Annotated in this window: 12 protein-coding genes; 11 read left to right on the forward strand and 1 reads right to left on the reverse strand. The window is 70.5% G+C overall.

The annotated features are described in order from the left end of the window. The first annotated feature begins 91 nt into the window (after positions 1–91). Together ACZ69M_RS01410 and ACZ69M_RS01415 are read left to right on the forward strand one after the other, a co-directional pair. Positions 92–2,728: an amino acid permease gene (locus ACZ69M_RS01410; RefSeq protein WP_470045905.1), complete on the forward strand. Its 2,637-nt coding sequence runs from the start codon at positions 92–94 to the stop codon at positions 2,726–2,728. Positions 2,729–2,860: 132 nt separating this feature from the next. Then, positions 2,861–3,964 carry a hypothetical protein gene (locus tag ACZ69M_RS01415; RefSeq protein WP_470045906.1) on the forward strand — a complete coding sequence of 368 codons (1,104 nt, stop codon included), beginning with the start codon at positions 2,861–2,863 and terminating at the stop codon, positions 3,962–3,964. A 54-nt stretch (positions 3,965–4,018) separates the two neighbouring features. On the opposite strand, the gene ACZ69M_RS01420 is transcribed toward ACZ69M_RS01415, so the two are convergent. Next, positions 4,019–4,603, reverse strand: a complete 585-nt coding sequence (locus ACZ69M_RS01420; RefSeq protein ID WP_470045907.1) for a TerD family protein — start codon at positions 4,601–4,603, stop codon at positions 4,019–4,021. Positions 4,604–5,188: 585 nt separating this feature from the next. Here ACZ69M_RS01420 and ACZ69M_RS01425 point away from each other — a divergent pair. From ACZ69M_RS01425 to ACZ69M_RS01465, 9 genes are all read left to right on the forward strand, one after another. Next, positions 5,189–6,385, forward strand: a complete 1,197-nt coding sequence (locus ACZ69M_RS01425; RefSeq protein ID WP_470045908.1) for a hypothetical protein — start codon at positions 5,189–5,191, stop codon at positions 6,383–6,385. A 48-nt stretch (positions 6,386–6,433) separates the two neighbouring features. Further along, positions 6,434–7,210 (forward strand): TIGR03936 family radical SAM-associated protein, encoded by a 777-nt coding sequence (locus tag ACZ69M_RS01430; protein ID WP_067370057.1) that lies wholly within the window; start codon positions 6,434–6,436, stop codon positions 7,208–7,210. A gap of 261 nt (positions 7,211–7,471) precedes the next feature. Next, the gene (locus tag ACZ69M_RS01435; RefSeq protein WP_470045909.1) at positions 7,472–11,572 is read left to right on the forward strand and encodes an Rne/Rng family ribonuclease; all 4,101 of its coding nucleotides are present in this window, start codon (positions 7,472–7,474) and stop codon (positions 11,570–11,572) included. Positions 11,573–11,841: 269 nt separating this feature from the next. Continuing rightward, positions 11,842–12,162, forward strand: a complete 321-nt coding sequence (gene rplU, locus ACZ69M_RS01440) for a 50S ribosomal protein L21 (RefSeq protein WP_006374708.1) — start codon at positions 11,842–11,844, stop codon at positions 12,160–12,162. A gap of 14 nt (positions 12,163–12,176) precedes the next feature. Beyond that, positions 12,177–12,431 carry a 50S ribosomal protein L27 gene (rpmA, locus tag ACZ69M_RS01445; protein WP_028802588.1) on the forward strand — a complete coding sequence of 85 codons (255 nt, stop codon included), beginning with the start codon at positions 12,177–12,179 and terminating at the stop codon, positions 12,429–12,431. A 132-nt stretch (positions 12,432–12,563) separates the two neighbouring features. Then, entirely contained in the window at positions 12,564–14,000 is a 1,437-nt protein-coding gene (obgE, locus tag ACZ69M_RS01450; RefSeq protein ID WP_470045910.1) for a GTPase ObgE, read from the forward strand. Positions 14,001–14,260: 260 nt separating this feature from the next. Continuing rightward, positions 14,261–15,811 (forward strand): alkaline phosphatase D family protein, encoded by a 1,551-nt coding sequence (locus tag ACZ69M_RS01455; protein ID WP_470045911.1) that lies wholly within the window; start codon positions 14,261–14,263, stop codon positions 15,809–15,811. 143 nt (positions 15,812–15,954) lie between these two features. Next, entirely contained in the window at positions 15,955–17,199 is a 1,245-nt protein-coding gene (locus ACZ69M_RS01460; RefSeq protein ID WP_470045912.1) for a hypothetical protein, read from the forward strand. Positions 17,200–17,392: 193 nt separating this feature from the next. Then, on the forward strand, positions 17,393–18,892 hold the full coding sequence (locus tag ACZ69M_RS01465) for a D-ribitol-5-phosphate cytidylyltransferase (protein ID WP_470045913.1): 1,500 nt from the start codon (positions 17,393–17,395) through the stop codon (positions 18,890–18,892). The last annotated feature ends 20 nt before the right edge of the window (positions 18,893–18,912 follow it).

Below are 18,912 nucleotides of genomic sequence, written 5' to 3' on the forward strand. Positions count from 1 at the left end.
CCTCGGCTGCTGCCGCCGCTTCCGGTTGTCGGAACCATCCTGCTGCCCCTGCGCTGTTGCGGAGGGGAGTGACCCGGCGTTGGAATCAAGTGTGAGGCACTTTGGCGGCGCCGAGTCCGCCGGCCGCCCCGCTCCCGGGACGGGGTCCGGCCGGAAAGGGCTCAAGAACAACGCCCTGGGCATGTTCTCCTCGGTGGCCATGGGCCTGGCCTCCACCGGCCCGGCGTTCAGCATTGCCGCCACGCTGGGCGTCATCGTGGCGGGGGTCGGACTGCAGGCCCCGATCGTCACCATGCTGGCGTTCATCCCGATGCTGCTGGTCGCGTACGCCTTCCGGGAGCTGAACGCGAGCAACGCCGACTGCGGGACCACCTTCACCTGGGCCACCCGCGCCTTCGGACCGCGTACCGGCTGGATGGGCGGCTGGGGCCTCATCGTCGCCAACATCATCGTCATGGCGAGCCTCGCCGAGGTCGCCGCCGCCTACAGCTTCCGGCTGGTGGGTCTGGACGGACTGGCGGAGAACCGGCTGTGGACCACCGTGGCGGGCATCGTCTGGATCGCCGTGCTCACCGCGATCTGCTACGTCGGCATCGAGTTCTCGGCGGCTGTCCAGCGCTGGCTGCTGTGCCTGGAAGTGGTGATGCTGATCCTGTTCGCGGTCGCCGCACTGGTCAAGGTCTACACCGACCCGCCCCCGACGGCGATCCATGTTTCCGCCTCCTGGTTCAACCCGTTCGAGGTGCCCTCGGCAACGGCGCTGACCTCGGGCATCCTCGCGGGGGTCTTCATCTACTGGGGCTGGGACACCGCGTTCTCGGTCAACGAGGAAACCGTCGACAGCGCGTGCGTCCCCGGTCGCGCCGCGGTCCTGTCCACCGTGCTGCTCGTGATCATGTACGGGCTGGTGTCCACTTCGGCGCAGGCGTTCGCAGGGGTCGGCACCGCGGGCATCGGGCTCGGCAACTCGCACAACTCGAACGATGTGTTCTCCGGACTGGGCGACGCCGTGTTCGGGAGCGACGACACGGGGCTGCTCCTGTCGAGACTGCTGATCCTGATGGTGCTGACCTCGGCGTTGGCCTCCGCCGAGACCACCATCCTGCCCCTGGCCAGGACCGTTTTCTCCATGGCGGTCCACAAGGCCGTCCCCTCCCGGTTCGCCCGGGTCCACCGCAGGTTCCTCACTCCGACCTGGGGAACCGTCGGCATGGGCGCGGTGTCCATCGCCTTGCTGGTCCTGCTGACGTCATTCAGCCATAACGTCCTGGCCGACTCGATCGACTCGGTCGGTCTCGCGATCGCGTTCCAGTACGGACTGACCGGCTTCGCTTGCGTCTGGTACCACCGCAAGGTCCTCACCCGCAGTGCCAGGGACCTGGTCTTCAAGGGCGTGTTGCCGGGGCTCGGCGGGCTGATCATGCTCCTGTTGTTCCTCTACGCCACCTTCGTCGTCTATGCGAACCCCAGATACGGCACGACCAGCGTCGACCTGCCGCTGATCGGCAGGACGGGCGGGGTCACCGTCCTGGGCCTGGGCGCCCTGCTGCTCGGCTTCCTGCTGATGCCGCTGGTCACCCGTGGTCATGCCGTGGCCCTCAAACTCCAGCGGAGCCTGCTTCCGGGCCGCCTGCCGCCGCACGCCGCCGTGGACGCGGCGAGCCGCTACCAGCCCGCCGACAGCGGGTCCGGGGTGGGCGGCGACTGGTACGACGTCATCCCCCTGTCGGGCACCCGGGTCGGCCTGGTCGTAGGGGACGTGCTGGGTCACGGCCTGCGCGCCGCGGCCACCATGGGCCGCCTGCGCACGGGTGTGCGCGTCCTGGCCCGGCTGGACCTGAGCCCGGACGAGCTCCTGTCCCGCCTGGACGACCTGGTCGAGCAGACCGCGCACGAGCGCGGAGCCGGCCAAGGCCCGGGCCACCTGAGGCCGAAGGCCGACGAGGCACTGGGCGTGACCTGTCTGTACGCGGTGTACGACCCCGTCTCGGGGAAGTGCAGTCTGGCGCGGGCCGGGGAGTCGGTGCTGGTGGTCGTCGAGCCGCACACGGGTGTCGTCGACCATCCGGAGCTGCCCCCCGGACCGCCGCTGGGAATCGGTGGCCTGCCCTACCAGAGCACGGATCTGGAGCTCCCGCCGGGCAGTCTCGTCGCGCTCTTCACGGGCGGCCTCCTCCAGGCGGCCCACAGCCGTGACGCCGGGCTCGCGCAGCTGTCCGAGGTCCTCGCCGACCCCCGAGCGTCCCTCGAAGAGCTGTGCGACCGGGCGGTGACCGCCCTGCTGCCCGGGGCCGTGGACGAGGACGCGACGCTGCTCATCGCCCGCACACGCCTGCTCGACCGGAACCGGTTCACCCAGTGGGAACTGCCTCCGGACCCGGCGGCGGTGGCCACCATCCGCACCGCCGTCAGCAAGCAGCTCCGCGACTGGGGGCTGGACGACCTGACGTTCGCCAGCGAGCTCATCGTCAGCGAACTGGTCACCAACGCCATCCGCTACGTAGGCGGCCCGATCCAGGTACGCCTGATCCGCGACCGGACCCTGATCTGCGAAGTCTCCGACACCGGCCACACCACGCCCAATCTCCGGCACGCCGCGAACGACGACGAGGGAGGCCGGGGCCTGTTCATCATCGCCCAGATGACCCACCACTGGGGCACGCGCTACACACCCACCGGCAAGACGATCTGGACCGAGCAGGACCTGTCGCCGGCGGACGGCCGGTAGCACCGCCCGAGGTCCGAACAGGCTGCGGCGCCGCCGGTCGGTCACAGACGCCGCCAGGCCGATCACCGGGTCGGCCGTAACGGAAAGGACAAGATCGCGCGTGGCGTGATCAACCTGCCTACCCTGCCTGGCATGGGCGGGATCGATGTGGCCAACGGACTCGTGGGTGCCGTACTCGGGATGCTGTGTGCCGTGCTGTTCCAGCAACCGTTGCAGGACGGCTGGTTCCGGCTGCGTACTCGCTCCACCCGCGCGGTGCGCGGCCTGCGGCAGCGGGCGGAGTCCAGTCCCGCGTGGAGGACCTTCTCCATAGGTCCTCTGCACACGTCCGCCCTGATCGTCGAAGGGGACGGCGAGTCGTCCATACCCGCCGAAGCCGTCCATGTCCAAGTGCTCGACGCGGAGATCGAGCTGCCCTCGGACATGGCCGGCTGGCGGGCCGAGATCGAGGGGGAGAGCGAGCGTCTGAGGGCGGAGGGGCGGACTCCGTTGTGGAACGGTCCTCGTTACGCGGTCGAGTCGTTCGACATCTCACGCACCGCTCTCGAAGAGCAACCCGTGGTCCACCTGAGGCTCCGCCCGACGGACTACTACACCTTTCTCGCCGCTCAGCAGCTGGACCGCCGACTGGCCGACGGGACAACCCCTCGTTCCCGGTATCTCACGCCGGACGACCCGCTGCGGGCACCCGCGTTTCTGCAGTGCAGCTTCGCTGTGAACGTGGCGGTGGTGACCACCGACGACCTGCTGGTCGTCAGCCGGCGCAGTGACCGGGTCCGGATGGCCCCGGGTGTCTGGAACTCCTCTGTCAACGAAGGCATGTCGCGGCACATCGACTCGTCCGGCAGGAACGCCCCCGACGTGCATGCGGTAGCCCGGCGCGGCATGCGGGAGGAGCTGTCCCTCGAACCCCACGAGTACGCACTCGATCTGCTTGCCTTTGTGCTGGACGTCGACAAGCGCCACTGGAGCGCCCACTTCCACGCCAGGCTGAAGGACTTGACCCGAGAAGGCCTGCAAGCGCGTATGGGCCGAGGGGTCGCGGATCGATGGGAGCATCAGACCATCGATTACGTGCCTTTCCGTCCTGCGGCAGTGGTCACGTACATGCTGCGCGCGGATCGGATCCACCGCTGGGCCCCTCTTGCGCCCGCCCTGTTCCATCTCGCCCTGGTCCATGTCTACGGCCGCACGCCGGTCGAGCGGGCGGAGGCGCAGGTCGTCCGGCGTATGTAGTACCCGGGGTCCTACAGGGACCCCGGGTACCTCGTTCTACGTACCGATGGCGGACTACTTGCTGACGGCGAAGCGCATCAGGGCGTGCTCGTCACCCTGCTTGATCTTCCCCGTCACGTTGATGACCTCGAGCTTCCAGTTGCCGTCGACACGAACGGCCTTGGCCACGGCGCACCCGTTGTCCTGGGTGAGCATGCTCGGCCAGATGTCGGCGACCTGCTGAGTGGTGCCGCCGGTCGCGTCGTACACCTTGAAGCTGATGTTGCGGGCCTTCTGGAAGGAGCTGCCCTTCTTGAAGGCGGCGGCGATGAACACGATCGACGTGATGTTGGACGGTATCCGGGCGAACTCGACCGTCAACGTCTCGTCGTCGCCCTCCCCGCGCCCGGTCTGGTTGTCTCCGCTGTGGACCAGGGAACCGTTGCCCATGGGGTCGAGCGAGTCGAGGCCCGCCAGGCGCACCGGGTCCATGCCCTGCATCGCGATGGCGATCAGGTCCAGGTCGGTGCCGGTCTTGCGGCGGAGTACACCCATCACCCCACCGCTGCTGCCCGCGGTGGGATCCCAGGACACTCCGATGGACAGGTGGGTGACTCCGTCCAGATCCGCCGGGCCGTCTTCTTTGGTGAGCGTAATCATGCGTGGATCATCCTCTTGGAGACGGGACTGCGACAGGCAAAGTGTGCATGGAGTTCCCGGCGTTACCCCGGCAGGGGTCCCTTCAGCAGCGGACAAGGGGACACGTTCTCAGCGGGTCGAGCCCTTCGCTCGGGGGCCGCTGGTGCAGCCGACGCCCATGCCTGATCCGAACCACCGCCAGGTCCAGGGCGGTTGGGGGCTTGCCGCCCGTCGCGCCCAGGCGCAGGCGGACGCGCGGGTCCGCTTCGAGCGTGACCGGGGTGCCGCGCAGGCGGCGGCCGGTACGACGCCGCCGTGTCCGAGATGATGGCGGGGCTTCGCGAGGGCTTGGCCGACGAGGTGCCGCTCGTGATCATGCCGGTGCTCCTCGGCGACGGAAAGAAGGTCTTCCCCGACGACGGCGCGCCGCGCACGCTCGTACTGGCTCGACGGACACCAGCGGCGCGGGCGTGCACGTGTGCGTCCGCCGGCCGGCCGACGCACGGTAGACCGGGCGGAACGGCGCGACCGCCAGAAGTTCCGACGGGAGCGCAACCGGCCTCGGAGGCGTGCATCCAGATGGTGCCCTGACGCGTCTACGTCGGTATGGATCTGGAAAAGTCGCCTGCTGAGCGACCCGCAGTACCGGCCGAGGGGTGCCTCACGGTCGCGATCCGCCTGCCCGTGCGGATCGTCGTCCTCGTGCTCGTCGTGCCGGTGCGCATGCTGTGGGACGCCCTGGTGGTCGGCGGAAGGTTTCTGCGGGACACCGTGCTGCGCCCCGTGGGGCGGGTGTTGCAGTGGGTCGCCTGGGCGGTGTTCGTCTGGCCGTGGGTGACGCTGTGGCGGTACGCCGTGGTGCCGCTCGGCAAGGCGCTGGCGTGGCTCGGGTACGTGCTGCTCGTCGTGCCCGCCGTGTGGATGTACGAGACGGTGCTCACGCCGGTCGGACACGCGATCGCCTGGGTGGCCCGGGGCGTCGGCGCCGGGTTCGCCTGGGTCTTCCGCGGTCTCGGCGCCGGGTTCGCCTGGGTGCTCCGTGGCATCGGCGCCGTACTCACCTGGCTGTACGCCCGGGTGCTGACCCCTGTCGGGCGGGCCGTCGCCTGGCTGCTCAGGGGCCTGGGGCTCGGGTTCGGGGCGGTCGCGCTCGGGGCGTACCGGGTCGTGGCCTGGCTGGTGCGCCATCTGATCGTCGTACCGGCGCTGTGGTTGTACGAGTGGATCCTCGCCCCCGTCGGACGGGCGATCGCGTGGGCGGCGCGCGGACTCGGGTGGCTCGTACGGATGATCTTCACCGGGATCGGCGCCGCGCTCTACTGGACCCTGCGCGTCCTGCTCGTGCTGCCCGCGCTCGCCCTGTGGCGCTGGGTGCTCGTGCCGGTCGGACGGGTCCTCGCCGTCGTCGCGCGGGAGGTCGGGGACGCACTCGGACACGCCTGGCGGGTGGCCGGACACCTCTCGCTCGCCGTCGGCCGGTTCCTCGGACGACTCTTCCGGTGGATCTTCGTGGAGCCCGTGCGCTGGGTGTACCGCAGCGTGCTGACGCCGGTCGGACACGTCGTCCGGGACACAGTCCTGCGGCCCGCCGCCGAGGCCGCGCGCGGCGTGGGCCGCGTGACACGGCAGGCCCTGGCCACCGCCCGCGAGTCGGCGCGGCAGACCCGCGCGGACATCCGCCGCATGCTCTTCGGCACGCCCCGGGAGCCCGAGCAGGTGCCCCTGGCGAAGCACCGGCGGGAACCGGGAGCCGCCGGGACACGTACTCTAGGTAGCAGTACGACCGCTCTCACGAAGGACTGAACGACACTGGGCAAGCGACAGCCCGAAGGCCCGCCGCCCGCACCCGCGGTGCAGCGCATCCGACTGCGCTACACCAAGCGTGGCCGCCTCCGGTTCACCAGCCACCGTGACTTCCAGCGCGCCTTCGAGCGTGCGTTGCGCCGTGCCGAGGTGCCGATGGCGTACTCGGCGGGGTTCACACCGCATCCGAAGGTGTCGTACGCCAATGCCGCACCCACCGGCACAGGCAGCGAGGCGGAGTACCTGGAGATCGCGCTCACCCAGACGCGTGACCCTCAGAAGCTGCGTGAGCTCCTCGACGAGTCGATGCCCGTGGGGCTCGACATCATCGAGGCGGTCGAGGCCCGCACGTCGGGTCTCGCCGACCGGCTCACCGCGTCCGTGTGGGAACTGCGCCTCGACGGCGTGGCACCCGAGGACGCGGAGCGCGCGGTCGACGCCTTCAAGTCGGCCGACACGGTGGAAGTCCAGCGCAGGACCAAGAACGGGATGCGCACCTTCGACGCCCGCGGTGCCGTGGCGAGCCTCGAGGCGCACAGTCCACAGGCCGATAGGCCGACCGACCAGCCCTGTGCGATACTGCGCCTGGTTGTTCGGCACGTGACGCCTGCCGTACGACCCGACGACGTCCTGTCCGGTCTTCGCGCCGTGGCCGACCTGGCGCCGCCGGTCGCCGCAGCGGTGACCAGGCTGGCGCAGGGGCTGTTCGATGAAGAGACCGGCACGGTGACCGACCCGCTCGCGCCCGACCGCGAGGCAGTCACGGCCGCCCCAGCCGATCGCACAGGGGCCGCCGAAACTGCCGCCGCGAAGGCGTCGGCGTAAGGAAGGTCCCGCGTAAGGACGGACGTCGTAGCGCCGCCCTCGGATCCGGGAGCCACCTGGGTCGGGCAGCGCACCGACCAGAAGACTTTCGCCAGGCCGTACGCACACATGGCGTACGGAACCGGCGAGACAGGACACAGAGAGCTCCCGTGCGGCGCCCGCGCCCCGGACGGCGGCACCGCGCATCGCGCGAGCCGCGGACGTCACCGGCACTGCCGGACCAGGCGCGGCGCCCGGGAGCCTGACGGGAGATCCACCCGCATGCTCGAGCCGACCGAACCCACTGAGGGTTCCGACAACAACAACACTCCGAGCGACACCCTGCCGCCGCGGCGCCGCCGCCGTGCGGCGTCGCGTCCGGCCGGCCCGCCCACGGGCGCGGCCGAGTCCGCGTCCGCGGCCGAGACCACTGCTCCGGCCATACCGCCGGTGGCATCGGCCGAGGCCATGGCCACCGCCGAGGTCGTCGAGGCCCCCGAGGCTCTCGAGACCGAAGAGGCCCAGGAGACCGAAGAGACGGTGGAGGAGGCGGTGGCTCAGGCCGCTGCCGCCGAGCCGGTCGAGCCCGCCGAGGACGCCGCTCCGCGCCGTACGCGTCGCCGCGCCACCCGCCGGGCGTCCGCGCCCGCCGGTGCGCCGGTGACGGCCGAGGCGACAGGGGCGGCGGAGACCGTGATGCCCGCGACCGCGCCAGCCGAGACCGAGGCCGAGGCCCAGGCCGAAGAGGTCCCCGCTGCCGAAGCGGCCCCCGCCGTCGAGGAGGAGGCGGCGCCCGCCGCCCGTCCGCGTCGTCGTGCGACCCGTCGTGCCTCCGCACCGACCGGTGCGCCCAAGGCGGCCGAGGCCGCCCGCACCACCGAGGCCGCTCGGACCCCTGAGGCTGCTGAGACCCCTGAGGTCGTCAGGGAGCCCGTCGAGGCGCAGGCCGAAGAGGCCCCCGCCGCCGAGGACGCCGCACCCCGCCGCACCACCCGTCGTCGCGCCACCCGGCGCGTCTCCGCGCCCGCCGGTGCGCCCGAGGGCGACGCCGCCGACGAGCGTGTGGAGGCGCCCGTGACCAGCGAGACCAGCCCCAGCGAGAGCAAGCCCGCGGCCGAGGCCGAGAGCAAGCCCGCCGCGCAGGCCGAGACCACGCCCGCGGCCGAGGCCGAGACCGCCGAGGACGGCGCCCCGCGCCGGACCCGCCGCCGTGCCACGCGCAAGGCCGCTGTCGGTTTCTCCGCCCCCGCGCCGAAGGAGGCCGAGTCCGCGCGACGGCCCGCGCGTCCGGCCGTCGCCGTGTTCCAGGCGCCCGTGTTCACCGAGCCGATGTTCCAGACGCCGGAGCGGGCCGCCGCCGCGGCTGCGGCCGAGGCGGCGGAAGTGGCCGCCGAGACCGCCGAGGCCCCCCAGGCCGAAGAGGTCGTCGAGGCACCCGTGGCCGTCGAGGAGGAGACGGGCGGACGCCGTCGCCGTCGCCGCCGGGCCGTCGAGGAGGCACCCGCGGCCCCGGCCGCGGAGCCCGTCGACGAGGTGGAGGAGCCCGCCGAGGATGTCGAGGACGTCGAGGACGGCGCCGAGGACGACGAGTCCGAGGAGGAGTCCGCGGGCTCGCGCCGCCGTCGCCGTCGTGGTGGCCGTCGCCGTCGCCGCGGCGAGTCCGCCGAGGCGGACGGTGAGGCCGGTGACGACGAGTACGCCGCCGAGCAGGCCGCGCAGGACGCCGAGGACACCGCCGAGCAGGCCGAGGAGGACGCCGAGGAGGCGGACGAGCGCGACGAGCCGGGCGGTTCCGGCTCCAGCAGCAGCCGTCGCCGCCGTCGGCGTCGTCGTCGCGCCGGTGACTCCGGCCCCGAGGCCGAGCCCGGCGAGAACGACCCCGAGCGCACGGTCGTCAAGGTCCGCGAGCCGCGCGGCAAGAAGGACGAGCACCCGTCCGACGAGGTGCAGTCCATCAAGGGCTCGACCCGCCTGGAGGCCAAGAAGCAGCGCCGCCGTGAAGGGCGCGAGCAGGGCCGCCGTCGCGTTCCGATCATCACCGAGGCCGAGTTCCTGGCCCGCCGTGAGGCCGTCGAGCGTGTGATGGTCGTCCGCCAGAGCGGCGAGCGCACGCAGATCGGCGTCCTCGAGGACAACGTGCTCGTCGAGCACTACGTCAACAAGGAGCAGTCGACCTCGTACGTCGGCAACGTCTACCTGGGCAAGGTCCAGAACGTGCTGCCGTCGATGGAGGCCGCCTTCATCGACATCGGCAAGGGCCGCAACGCCGTGCTCTACGCCGGTGAGGTCAACTTCGAGGCGCTCGGCATGGCCAACGGGCCGCGCCGCATCGAGAGCGCGCTGAAGTCCGGTCAGTCGGTCCTCGTGCAGGTCACCAAGGACCCGATCGGCCACAAGGGCGCCCGCCTCACCAGCCAGGTCTCCCTGCCCGGCCGCTACCTGGTCTATGTGCCCGAGGGCTCGATGACCGGTATCAGCCGCAAGCTGCCCGACACCGAGCGCGCGCGCCTGAAGACCATCCTCAAGAAGATCGTCCCCGAGGACGCGGGCGTCATCGTGCGCACCGCCGCCGAGGGAGCGAGCGAGGACGAGCTGGCCCGCGACGTCGAGCGACTGCAGGCGCAGTGGGAGGACATCCAGAAGAAGGCGAAGAGCGGCGGCAGCTCGAACGCGCCGTCCCTGCTGTACGGCGAGCCGGACATGACCGTCCGCGTCGTCCGCGACATCTTCAACGAGGACTTCACCAAGGTCATCGTCAGCGGCGACGAGGCGTGGGAGACCATCCACGGGTACGTGTCCCACGTCGCGCCCGACCTGGCCGACCGTCTCTCGAAGTGGACCTCCGAGGTCGACGTCTTCGCGACGTACCGCATCGACGAGCAGCTGATGAAGGCCCTGGACCGCAAGGTCTGGCTGCCCAGCGGCGGTTCGCTGGTGATCGACAAGACCGAGGCCATGGTCGTGGTCGACGTCAACACCGGCAAGTTCACCGGTCAGGGCGGCAACCTCGAAGAGACCGTGACCAGGAACAACCTGGAGGCGGCCGAGGAGATCGTGCGCCAGCTGCGGCTGCGCGACCTGGGCGGCATCGTCGTCATCGACTTCATCGACATGGTCCTGGAGTCCAACCGGGACCTGGTGCTGCGGCGCCTTCTGGAGTGCCTGGGACGCGACCGTACGAAGCACCAGGTCGCCGAGGTGACCTCGCTGGGCCTGGTGCAGATGACGCGCAAGCGTGTCGGCCAGGGTCTGCTGGAGTCCTTCTCGGAGACCTGCGTCCACTGCAACGGCCGTGGCGTGATCGTGCACATGGAGCAGCCGACCTCGGTCGGAGGCGGCGGCAAGCGCAAGAAGCGCGGCCGTGGTGGTGCCGAGCAGGTCCCCGAGCACGACCACGAGCTCGAGATCGCGGAGGAGCCGGAGACGGTCGAGAGCGAGGCCGAGGTGGCCGCCGAGGTCGCCGCGCCCGTCGCCCTGGTCGAGCAGGAGTTCCAGCCGGACGAGGAGCTGTACAGCAGCGCCGCCGAGGCGGAGGCCGCGGCTTCCCGTGGCGGCCGTTCGCGGCGCCGGGCGACCCGGCGCGTGTCGGCTCCCGCGGGTGCGCCGAAGGCCGAGGAGCGTGCTCCCCGGGGCCGCCGTGAGGAGCGGGCCGAGCGGACCGAGCGGGCTCTGACGTCCCACGAGGCCGCCGCGTCCGAGCCGGTCGCGGTCGAGGTCCCGGTCGTCGAGGCGCCGGTCGCCGAAGCGGCCGAGGTCACGCCGGCCGCTGAGGCCGCTCCGGCCCCCGTGGTCGCCGTACCGGAGGACGAGGCCGCTCCCAAGGGCCGTACGCGTCGTCGCGCCACCCGCAAGGTGTCGGCTCCGGCCGGTTCCCCGAAGGCGGCGGAAGAGGCCGTGGTGACAGTTACGGAGCCGGTCGCGGCGCCCGTGCCGGAGGCCGCCGCCGAGGTCGTCGAGCCGCAGCCCGCGCCGGTCGCCGAGGCGCCCGCCGAGGTCGCCGCGCCGGCCCGCCCGCGTCGGCGCGCCGTCCGCAAGGCCACCGCGCCCACCGCGTCCGAGGAGGCGGCCGTCGTGGTCGTCCCGTCGGCCTCGGCGGAGCCGGCCGAGGCTCCCGCTGCGGCCGAGACGGCGGCCGAGACCGCGGTCGAGACGGACGCCGAGGCCCCGGCCCCGGCCAAGAAGACGGCCGCCCGCAAGACGGCGAAGAAGGCGACGGCGAAGAAGGCCGCCACCAAGAAGACCGCTGCCAAGAAGACGGTCGCCAAGAAGGCCACGGCCAAGAAGGCGACGGCGAAGAAGACGGCCGCCAAGACCACCGCGAAGAAGACCGCGGCGGCCGAGCAGCAGGACCGTTCGGCAGTCTCGGCGACCACCGAGGACTGACGCGGAACCGGCGGAGGGCTGACGGAAGTCGGTCCCTCCGCTGCTCCGACAGCATGACGGTGGCCCGGTTTGACCCCTCAAGCCGGGCCCCGTAACCTAGACCGTCGGCGTGTCCCCTGACGCGCCGCACCCCCGTAAACCTCTTCCTCCCGTAATTCTGCGTGTCATGCGTGTCATGCGTGTTCGCGTGCCGTGCGTTTCGGGAGAGGCCGCTCGCGCAGCGCGTGGCTGGACTGCGGGGTTCCGTTCCGAGCGAGAGAGAGATCCGCGTGTACGCCATCGTGCGCAGCGGTGGTCGCCAGCACAAGGTTGCTGTCGGCGACATCGTTGAGGTTGACAAGATTTCCACTGCCAAGGTTGGCGACACGGTCGAGCTCTCGACCCTGCTCGTTGTCGACGGCGACGCCGTGACCAGCGACCCGTGGGTCCTTGCCGGCATCAAGGTCCAGGCCGAGATCGTGGACCACCACAAGGGCGTCAAGATCGACATCCTTCGCTACAAGAACAAGACCGGTTACCGCCGTCGTCAGGGCCACCGCCAGCAGTACACGGCGATCAAGGTCACTGAGATCCCCGCGGCTGCGAAGTAAGGGACTGAGGAGAGATGGCACACAAGAAGGGCGCATCGTCCACTCGGAACGGTCGCGACTCCAATGCTCAGCGGCTCGGCGTGAAGCGCTTCGGCGGTCAGGTCGTCAACGCCGGTGAGATCCTGGTCCGCCAGCGCGGCACCCACTTCCACCCGGGCAACGGCGTCGGCCGTGGCAAGGACGACACGCTGTTCGCCCTTGACGCCGGTGCGGTGGAGTTCGGTACCCACCGTGGCCGCAAGGTCGTGAACATCGTTCCGGTCGCCTGACCGGTTCTTTCGCGAGGCGGACCTCACTTCCCCTACGGGAAGCGGGTCCGCCTTTCGCGTGTTTTGAATAGAAGCGGCTCTGTGGCACACAGGGCTGAGCAGGACTTTCGTACGTAACTGGAGGCACATCCCATGACCACCTTCGTGGACCGCGTCGAGCTGCACGTCGCCGCGGGTAGCGGAGGCCACGGCTGTGCCTCCGTACACCGGGAGAAGTTCAAGCCGCTCGGCGGCCCGGACGGTGGCAACGGCGGCCGGGGCGGTGACGTGATGCTGGTCGTCGACCAGTCCGTGACCACGCTGCTCGACTATCACCACAAGCCGCACCGCAGCGCCACCAACGGCAAGCCCGGCGAGGGCGGCAACCGCTCCGGCAAGGACGGGCAGGACCTGATCCTGCCGGTGCCGGACGGCACGGTCGTGCTCGACAAGGCGGGCAACGTCCTCGCGGACCTCGTCGGCCACGGCACGTCGTACGTCGCCGCACAGGGCGGTCGCGGTGGCCTCGGCAACGCGGCGCTGGCCTCGGCCCGCCGCAAGGCGCCCGGCTTCGCGCTGCTCGGTGTCCCCGGTGACTTCCAGGACATCGTCCTGGAGCTGAAGACCGTCGCGGACGTGGCCCTCGTCGGCTACCCGAGCGCCGGCAAGTCCTCCCTCATCTCCGTCCTGTCGGCCGCCAAGCCGAAGATCGCGGACTACCCCTTCACGACCCTCATCCCCAACCTGGGCGTGGTGACGGCGGGCGAGACGGTCTACACGATCGCGGACGTGCCCGGCCTCATCCCCGGCGCCAGCCAGGGCAAGGGCCTCGGCCTCGAGTTCCTCCGCCACGTCGAGCGCTGCAGCGTGCTGGTGCACGTGCTGGACACGGCCACCCTGGAGTCCGAGCGCGACCCGGTCACCGACCTCGACATCATCGAGGAAGAGCTGAAGCAGTACGGCGGCCTCGGCAACCGTCCGCGCATCGTCGTCCTCAACAAGATCGACGTGCCCGACGGCAAGGACCTCGCCGAGATGGTCCGCCCCGACCTGGAGGCCCGCGGCTACCGCGTCTTCGAGGTGTCGGCGGTTGCGCACATGGGCCTGAAGGAGCTGTCCTTCGCGCTCGCCGAGATGGTCGGCACGGCGCGCGCTGCCAAGCCCAAGGAGGAGGCGACCCGGATCGTCATCCGCCCGAAGGCGGTCGACGACGCCGGCTTCACCGTGGTCCAGGAGGAGGACGGCCTCTACCGCGTGCGCGGCGAGAAGCCCGAACGCTGGGTCCGCCAGACCGACTTCAACAACGACGAGGCCGTCGGCTACCTCGCCGACCGTCTCAACCGCCTCGGTGTCGAGGCGGAGCTGATGAAGGCGGGCGCCCGCTCGGGCGACGGCGTCGCCATCGGCCCCGAGGAGAACGCGGTCGTCTTCGACTGGGAGCCCACCGTCATGGCCGGCGCGGAGATGCTCGGCCGCCGTGGTGAGGACCACCGTCTCGAAGCCCCGCGGCCCGCCGCGCAGCGCCGCCGCGACAAGCAGGCGGAGCGCGACGACGCGGACAAGGAGTACGACGACTTCGAGCCGTTCTAGGCCGAGGTTCCCGGTCCCTCTGCCGCCGTTCGTTCGGCTGCGGGTGGGCGGGGGTTGTTCGCGCGGTTCCCCGCGTCCTTGAACGCGCGGTTCCCCGTGTCCCTGAAGAGGGGTGCGAGGAACCGCGCGGTCTTTTGGGTGTGAGAGGCCGCCCTTCACCTTCTTGTCATGCCCTTGATTAACTCCGTTCAGCGAGCAGGCCGCTGCGGCGTGTGAGCCTCCCGATGTCCAAGGGGCCACCGACGCAGGGGAGTTCACCGATGACCGGAACCGTCTCGCGCGATCGACGCCGCTTTCTCACCGCCGGCGCCGCGGCCCTGGGTGCCGCCGCCACCAGCCAGTTGTGGCTTCCGGGCACCGCCCGCGCCGCCGAACCCCCGCTGCCCGACGGGGTGTTCACCCTCGGCATCGCCTCCGGCGACCCGCTGCCCGACGCCGTCGTGCTGTGGACCAGGCTCGCCCCCGACCCGCTGAACGGCGGCGGCATGCCCGACCGCGCGGTACCGGTGGAGTGGGAGATCGCCGAGGACGCCCGTTTCGGAAGGCCCGTGCGGCGGGGCGTCGCGCAGGCGCTGCCCGAGTACGGGCACAGCGTCCACGTCGACGTCCGTGGACTGCGCCCCGACCGCGCGTACTGGTACCGCTTCCGCGCCGACGGCCAGCTCTCGCCGACCGGCCGCACCCGCACCGCCCCGCACCCCCACAGCTCCGGCGGCTTGCTGCGCGTCGCGCTCGCCTCCTGCCAGAACTGGCAGAACGGCTACTTCACCCCGTACGCCGACATGCTCGCCCAGGATCCCGACTTCGTGCTCTTCGTAGGCGACTACATCTACGAGTCCGCGCCGTCGGCGACGGCCGTCCGCCGGCACGAGGGCGGCGGGGAGCCGTACACCCTCGTCCAGTACCGCAACCGCTACGCGCAGTACCGCACCGACCCGCACCTCCTGGCGATGCACGCCGCGGCGCCCTGGGTGGTCACCTTCGACGACCACGAGGTCGACAACGACTTCGCCGGGGAGATCCCGCAGGACCCGGCCAAGCAGTCGCACGACGCGTTCGTGGCCCGGCTGACCGCCGCCTACCAGGCGTACTACGAGCACATGCCGGTCCGGGCGGCCGCGGTGCCGAACGGCCCGCACATCCGGATGCACCGGCGGCTCGACTTCGGACGGCTGGTCCGGCTGAACGTTCTGGACACCCGGCAGTTCCGCAGCGACCAGGCGACCACCCAGGCGGGCGCCGAGGACCCCTCGATGACCATGCTCGGCGCCGAGCAGAAGGACTGGCTGCTGCGCGGGCTGCACCACTCACCGACGCGCTGGAACCTGATCGCCTCGCAGATCATGATGGCCGAGACCGATCTGCAGATCGGCCCCGGCAAGCTCTGGTTCTACGACGCCTGGGACGGCTACCAGGCCGAACGCAACGCGCTCATGGGGGAGTTGGCCACCGTGCGCAACCCCGTCGTGCTGACCGGGGACCGTCACCTCACCATGATCAGTGACCTCAAGAAGGACTTCGCCGACCCGGAGTCCGACGTCGTCGGCGCCGAGTTCGTCGGGACCTCCATCTCCAGTGGCGGTGACCAGGACCAGGTGGCCTTCCACAACGAGTGGGACCCGCGGATGCCGGACAACCCGCACTGGAAGTTCATCGACGCCCATCGCGGCTACCACCTCTTCGACATCCGGCGCGACGGCATCGACGCCACCGTCCGTGCCCCGGAGACCGTGCTGCGGCCGGACGCCGCGTCCAGCACGCTGGCCCGGCTGCGGGTCGAGGCGGGGAAGCCGGGCGTACGTCTGGTCTGAGCAGGGTTGTTCTGGGGCTCACAGATTTCATGGAACTCTCAGAACTCATAGAACTCTCAGAACTCATGGGATTCCTGGGACTCATGTGAGTCCCAGGACATTCTCAGGTAAGGCTCAGGTAAGAGATTTAACCTCCCTTGACCATGGAGACCGACTGTACGCATCACGACTCGGCGGCCCCGGAGGCGGAGAGCGGCGAAACCGTCCCGAAGAGCGCCCCCACGCCGCTGCCCCCCGGCACCCGGCTGCTGCACATCGGCCCGCACAAGACCGGGACCACGTCGATCCAGAGCGCCCTGTTCGCCGCGAAGGACGCGATGGCCGGGCACGGCGTCGACTTCCCGGCCCACAGCAGGCACCCGATGGAAGCCGCCCTCGCGGTCTGCGCCCGGCCCGGGATGATGGGCGACGCCAAGCCCACCGAGAGGCACTGGCAGCAGCTCGTCGACGCGGTGCACGCCACCGGCAGGCGCACCTCGGTGGTCAGCAGCGAGTTCTTCGCCGACGCGCCCGACGACGAGGCCATCGCCCGGATCGTCGACGACCTCGGCCGGGGCCAGGGCCGGGACCAGAGCCGGGTTCATGTCCTGGTCACCCTGCGGCCGCTGGCGAAGATCATGCCCTCGCAGTGGCAGCAGTACGTGCAGAACGGTCTGCGCATGGGCTACGAGGACTGGCTCGAACACATGCTGCGCAAGGCCCCGTACGAGAAGCCCAATCCGAGCTTCTGGCGCCGCCACCGCCACGACCGGCTCGTCGAACGCTGGGTGCGGGTCGTCGGTGCCGAGAACGTCACCGTCGTGGTGGTCGACGACCGTGACCGCGACGGTCTGATGCGCACCTTCGAATCCCTCCTCGGCCTGCCTGGCGGTCTCCTGGCGCCGGTGCCGGACACGGCCAATCGCTCACTCACGCTCGCCGAGACCGAAATGCTGCGGAAACTCAATAGGGAGTTCCGCGGCAATGGGCTGCCCGACGAGGTGTATTCCAGGATGGTGCGTGGCGGCGCCGTCATGCATATGAAGAACGCCTGCCTCCCGGCCCCGGACGACGCACGGATCACCACGCCCCGCTGGGCGCTGGAGGCGGCCGCCGGTATCGGCGCGGAGATGGCCGGGCGGATCGCCGCCATGGGCGTACGGGTGCTCGGTGACCCGGAGTTGCTGTCCGTCGTACCCAGCGTCGCGAGGGCCGCGAGCGCCCAGGAGACGGGGCCGCCGCGGATCGATCCCGAGGTGGCGGCCCACGCGCTGTACGGGGCGCTCGCCGTGGCGGCCGCGACTCCCGCGTATCCCCCCGCGCCCGTGCGCTCGGTTCACCAGACCCCGTCCAGGGAACTCGTCCGGGTTCTCGGTCACCGGGTCCTCAAGCGTCTGAAGCGGGCGTGAAGAGCGCACGTAAAACGTGTGCAGTTACTCACAGCAAATCCGGACAATACGGTTCGGGATCTCGGAAGAGACCTGCCTGCAAGGTGAATAGCCGGTTGCGTGCACATAAGCAGCAGAGGGCGCTCACCTTGCATGGCAGTAACGGAAAGTGGGAGCATCCCAAAGTTCCCTGTCGCCCCAAGGTAGGTCACCTGTGTCTGAGCACTTTGCCAAGCCCCGTACCACCGCAGTGATCCTGGCCGGCGGCACCGGTCAGCGCGTGGGTCTGTCGATTCCGAAGCAGCTGCTGAAGATCGCAGGCAAGGCGGTCATCGAACACACGCTGACCACCTTCGAACAGGCCGAGTCGATCGACGACATCATCGTGCTGATGGCTCCCGGCTATGTGCCGGACGTCGAGAAGATCGTCGCGAAGGCGGGGCTGAAGAAGGTCACCCAGGTGATCGAGGGCGGCTCGACGCGGAACGAGACCACCGAGCGCGCGATCGCCGCCCTCGGCGAGGGTCTGGCCGAGGGCGAGGACGCCAACGTCCTCTTCCACGACGCCGTGCGCCCGCTGCTGTCCGAGCGCGTCATAGACGACTGCGTCACGGCCCTGGAGCGTTACCAGGCCGTCGACGTCGCCATCCCCTCCGCGGACACGATCATCGTGACCCGCACCCACGGCGAGGACGGCGAGTTCATCACCGAGATCCCGGACCGCTCCCGGCTGCGCCGCGGCCAGACGCCCCAGGCGTTCAAGCTGTCCACGATCCGCCGCGCCTACGAGGTCGCGGCCGGTGACCCCAACTTCCAGGCCACCGACGACTGCTCGGTCGTGCTCAAGTACCTGCCGGACGTGCCGATCCACGTCGTCGCGGGCGACGAGTACAACATGAAGGTCACCCAGCCCGTCGACGTCTTCATCGCCGACAAGCTCTTCCAGCTGGCCTCCACCGCCGCCCCCGAGCAGGCCGACGAGGCCGCCTACCGCGAGCTGCTCAGCGGCAAGACCGTGGTGGTCTTCGGCGGTTCGTACGGCATCGGCAAGGACATAGCCGAACTCGCCGAGGGCTACGGCGCGAAGACCTACGCGCTCGGCCGCTCGACCACCGGCACCCACGTCGAGAACCCGGAGGAGGTCGACGACGCGCTGTCCACGGCGTACGCCGAGACCGGGCGCATCGACTACGTCATCAACACCGCCGGGGTGCTGCGCATAGGCAAGCTCGCGGAGACGGACAACGCGACGATCGAGGAAGCGCTGAAGGTCAACTACCTGGCCCCGGTGCAGATCGCCCGCTCCGCGTACAAGTACCTCGCCGAGAGCAACGGCCAGCTGCTGCTCTACACCTCCAGCAGCTACACCCGCGGCCGCGCCGAGTACAGCCTCTACTCCTCCACCAAGGCCGCCATGGTGAACCTCACCCAGGCGCTGTCCGACGAGTGGGCAGGCGACGGCATCCGCGTCAACTGCATCAACCCCGAGCGCACCGCGACCCCGATGCGCACCAAGGCCTTCGGCCAGGAGCCCGCGGGCTCGCTGCTCTCCTCCGAGGCGGTCGCGCGCACCTCGCTCGACGTCCTCCTTTCCGAAATGACCGGTCACGTCATCGACGTACGCCAGCAGGACCCGACCGCCGGCGCCGGACGGGCCTCCGGATTCGAAGCGGCGCTGGCCGGCGTGCTGGACCGGCAGGACGGCGTGGCATAATTAACACCCATTAGTTTTCT

It is taken from the genome of Streptomyces sp. NPDC107454, assembly GCF_055582885.1.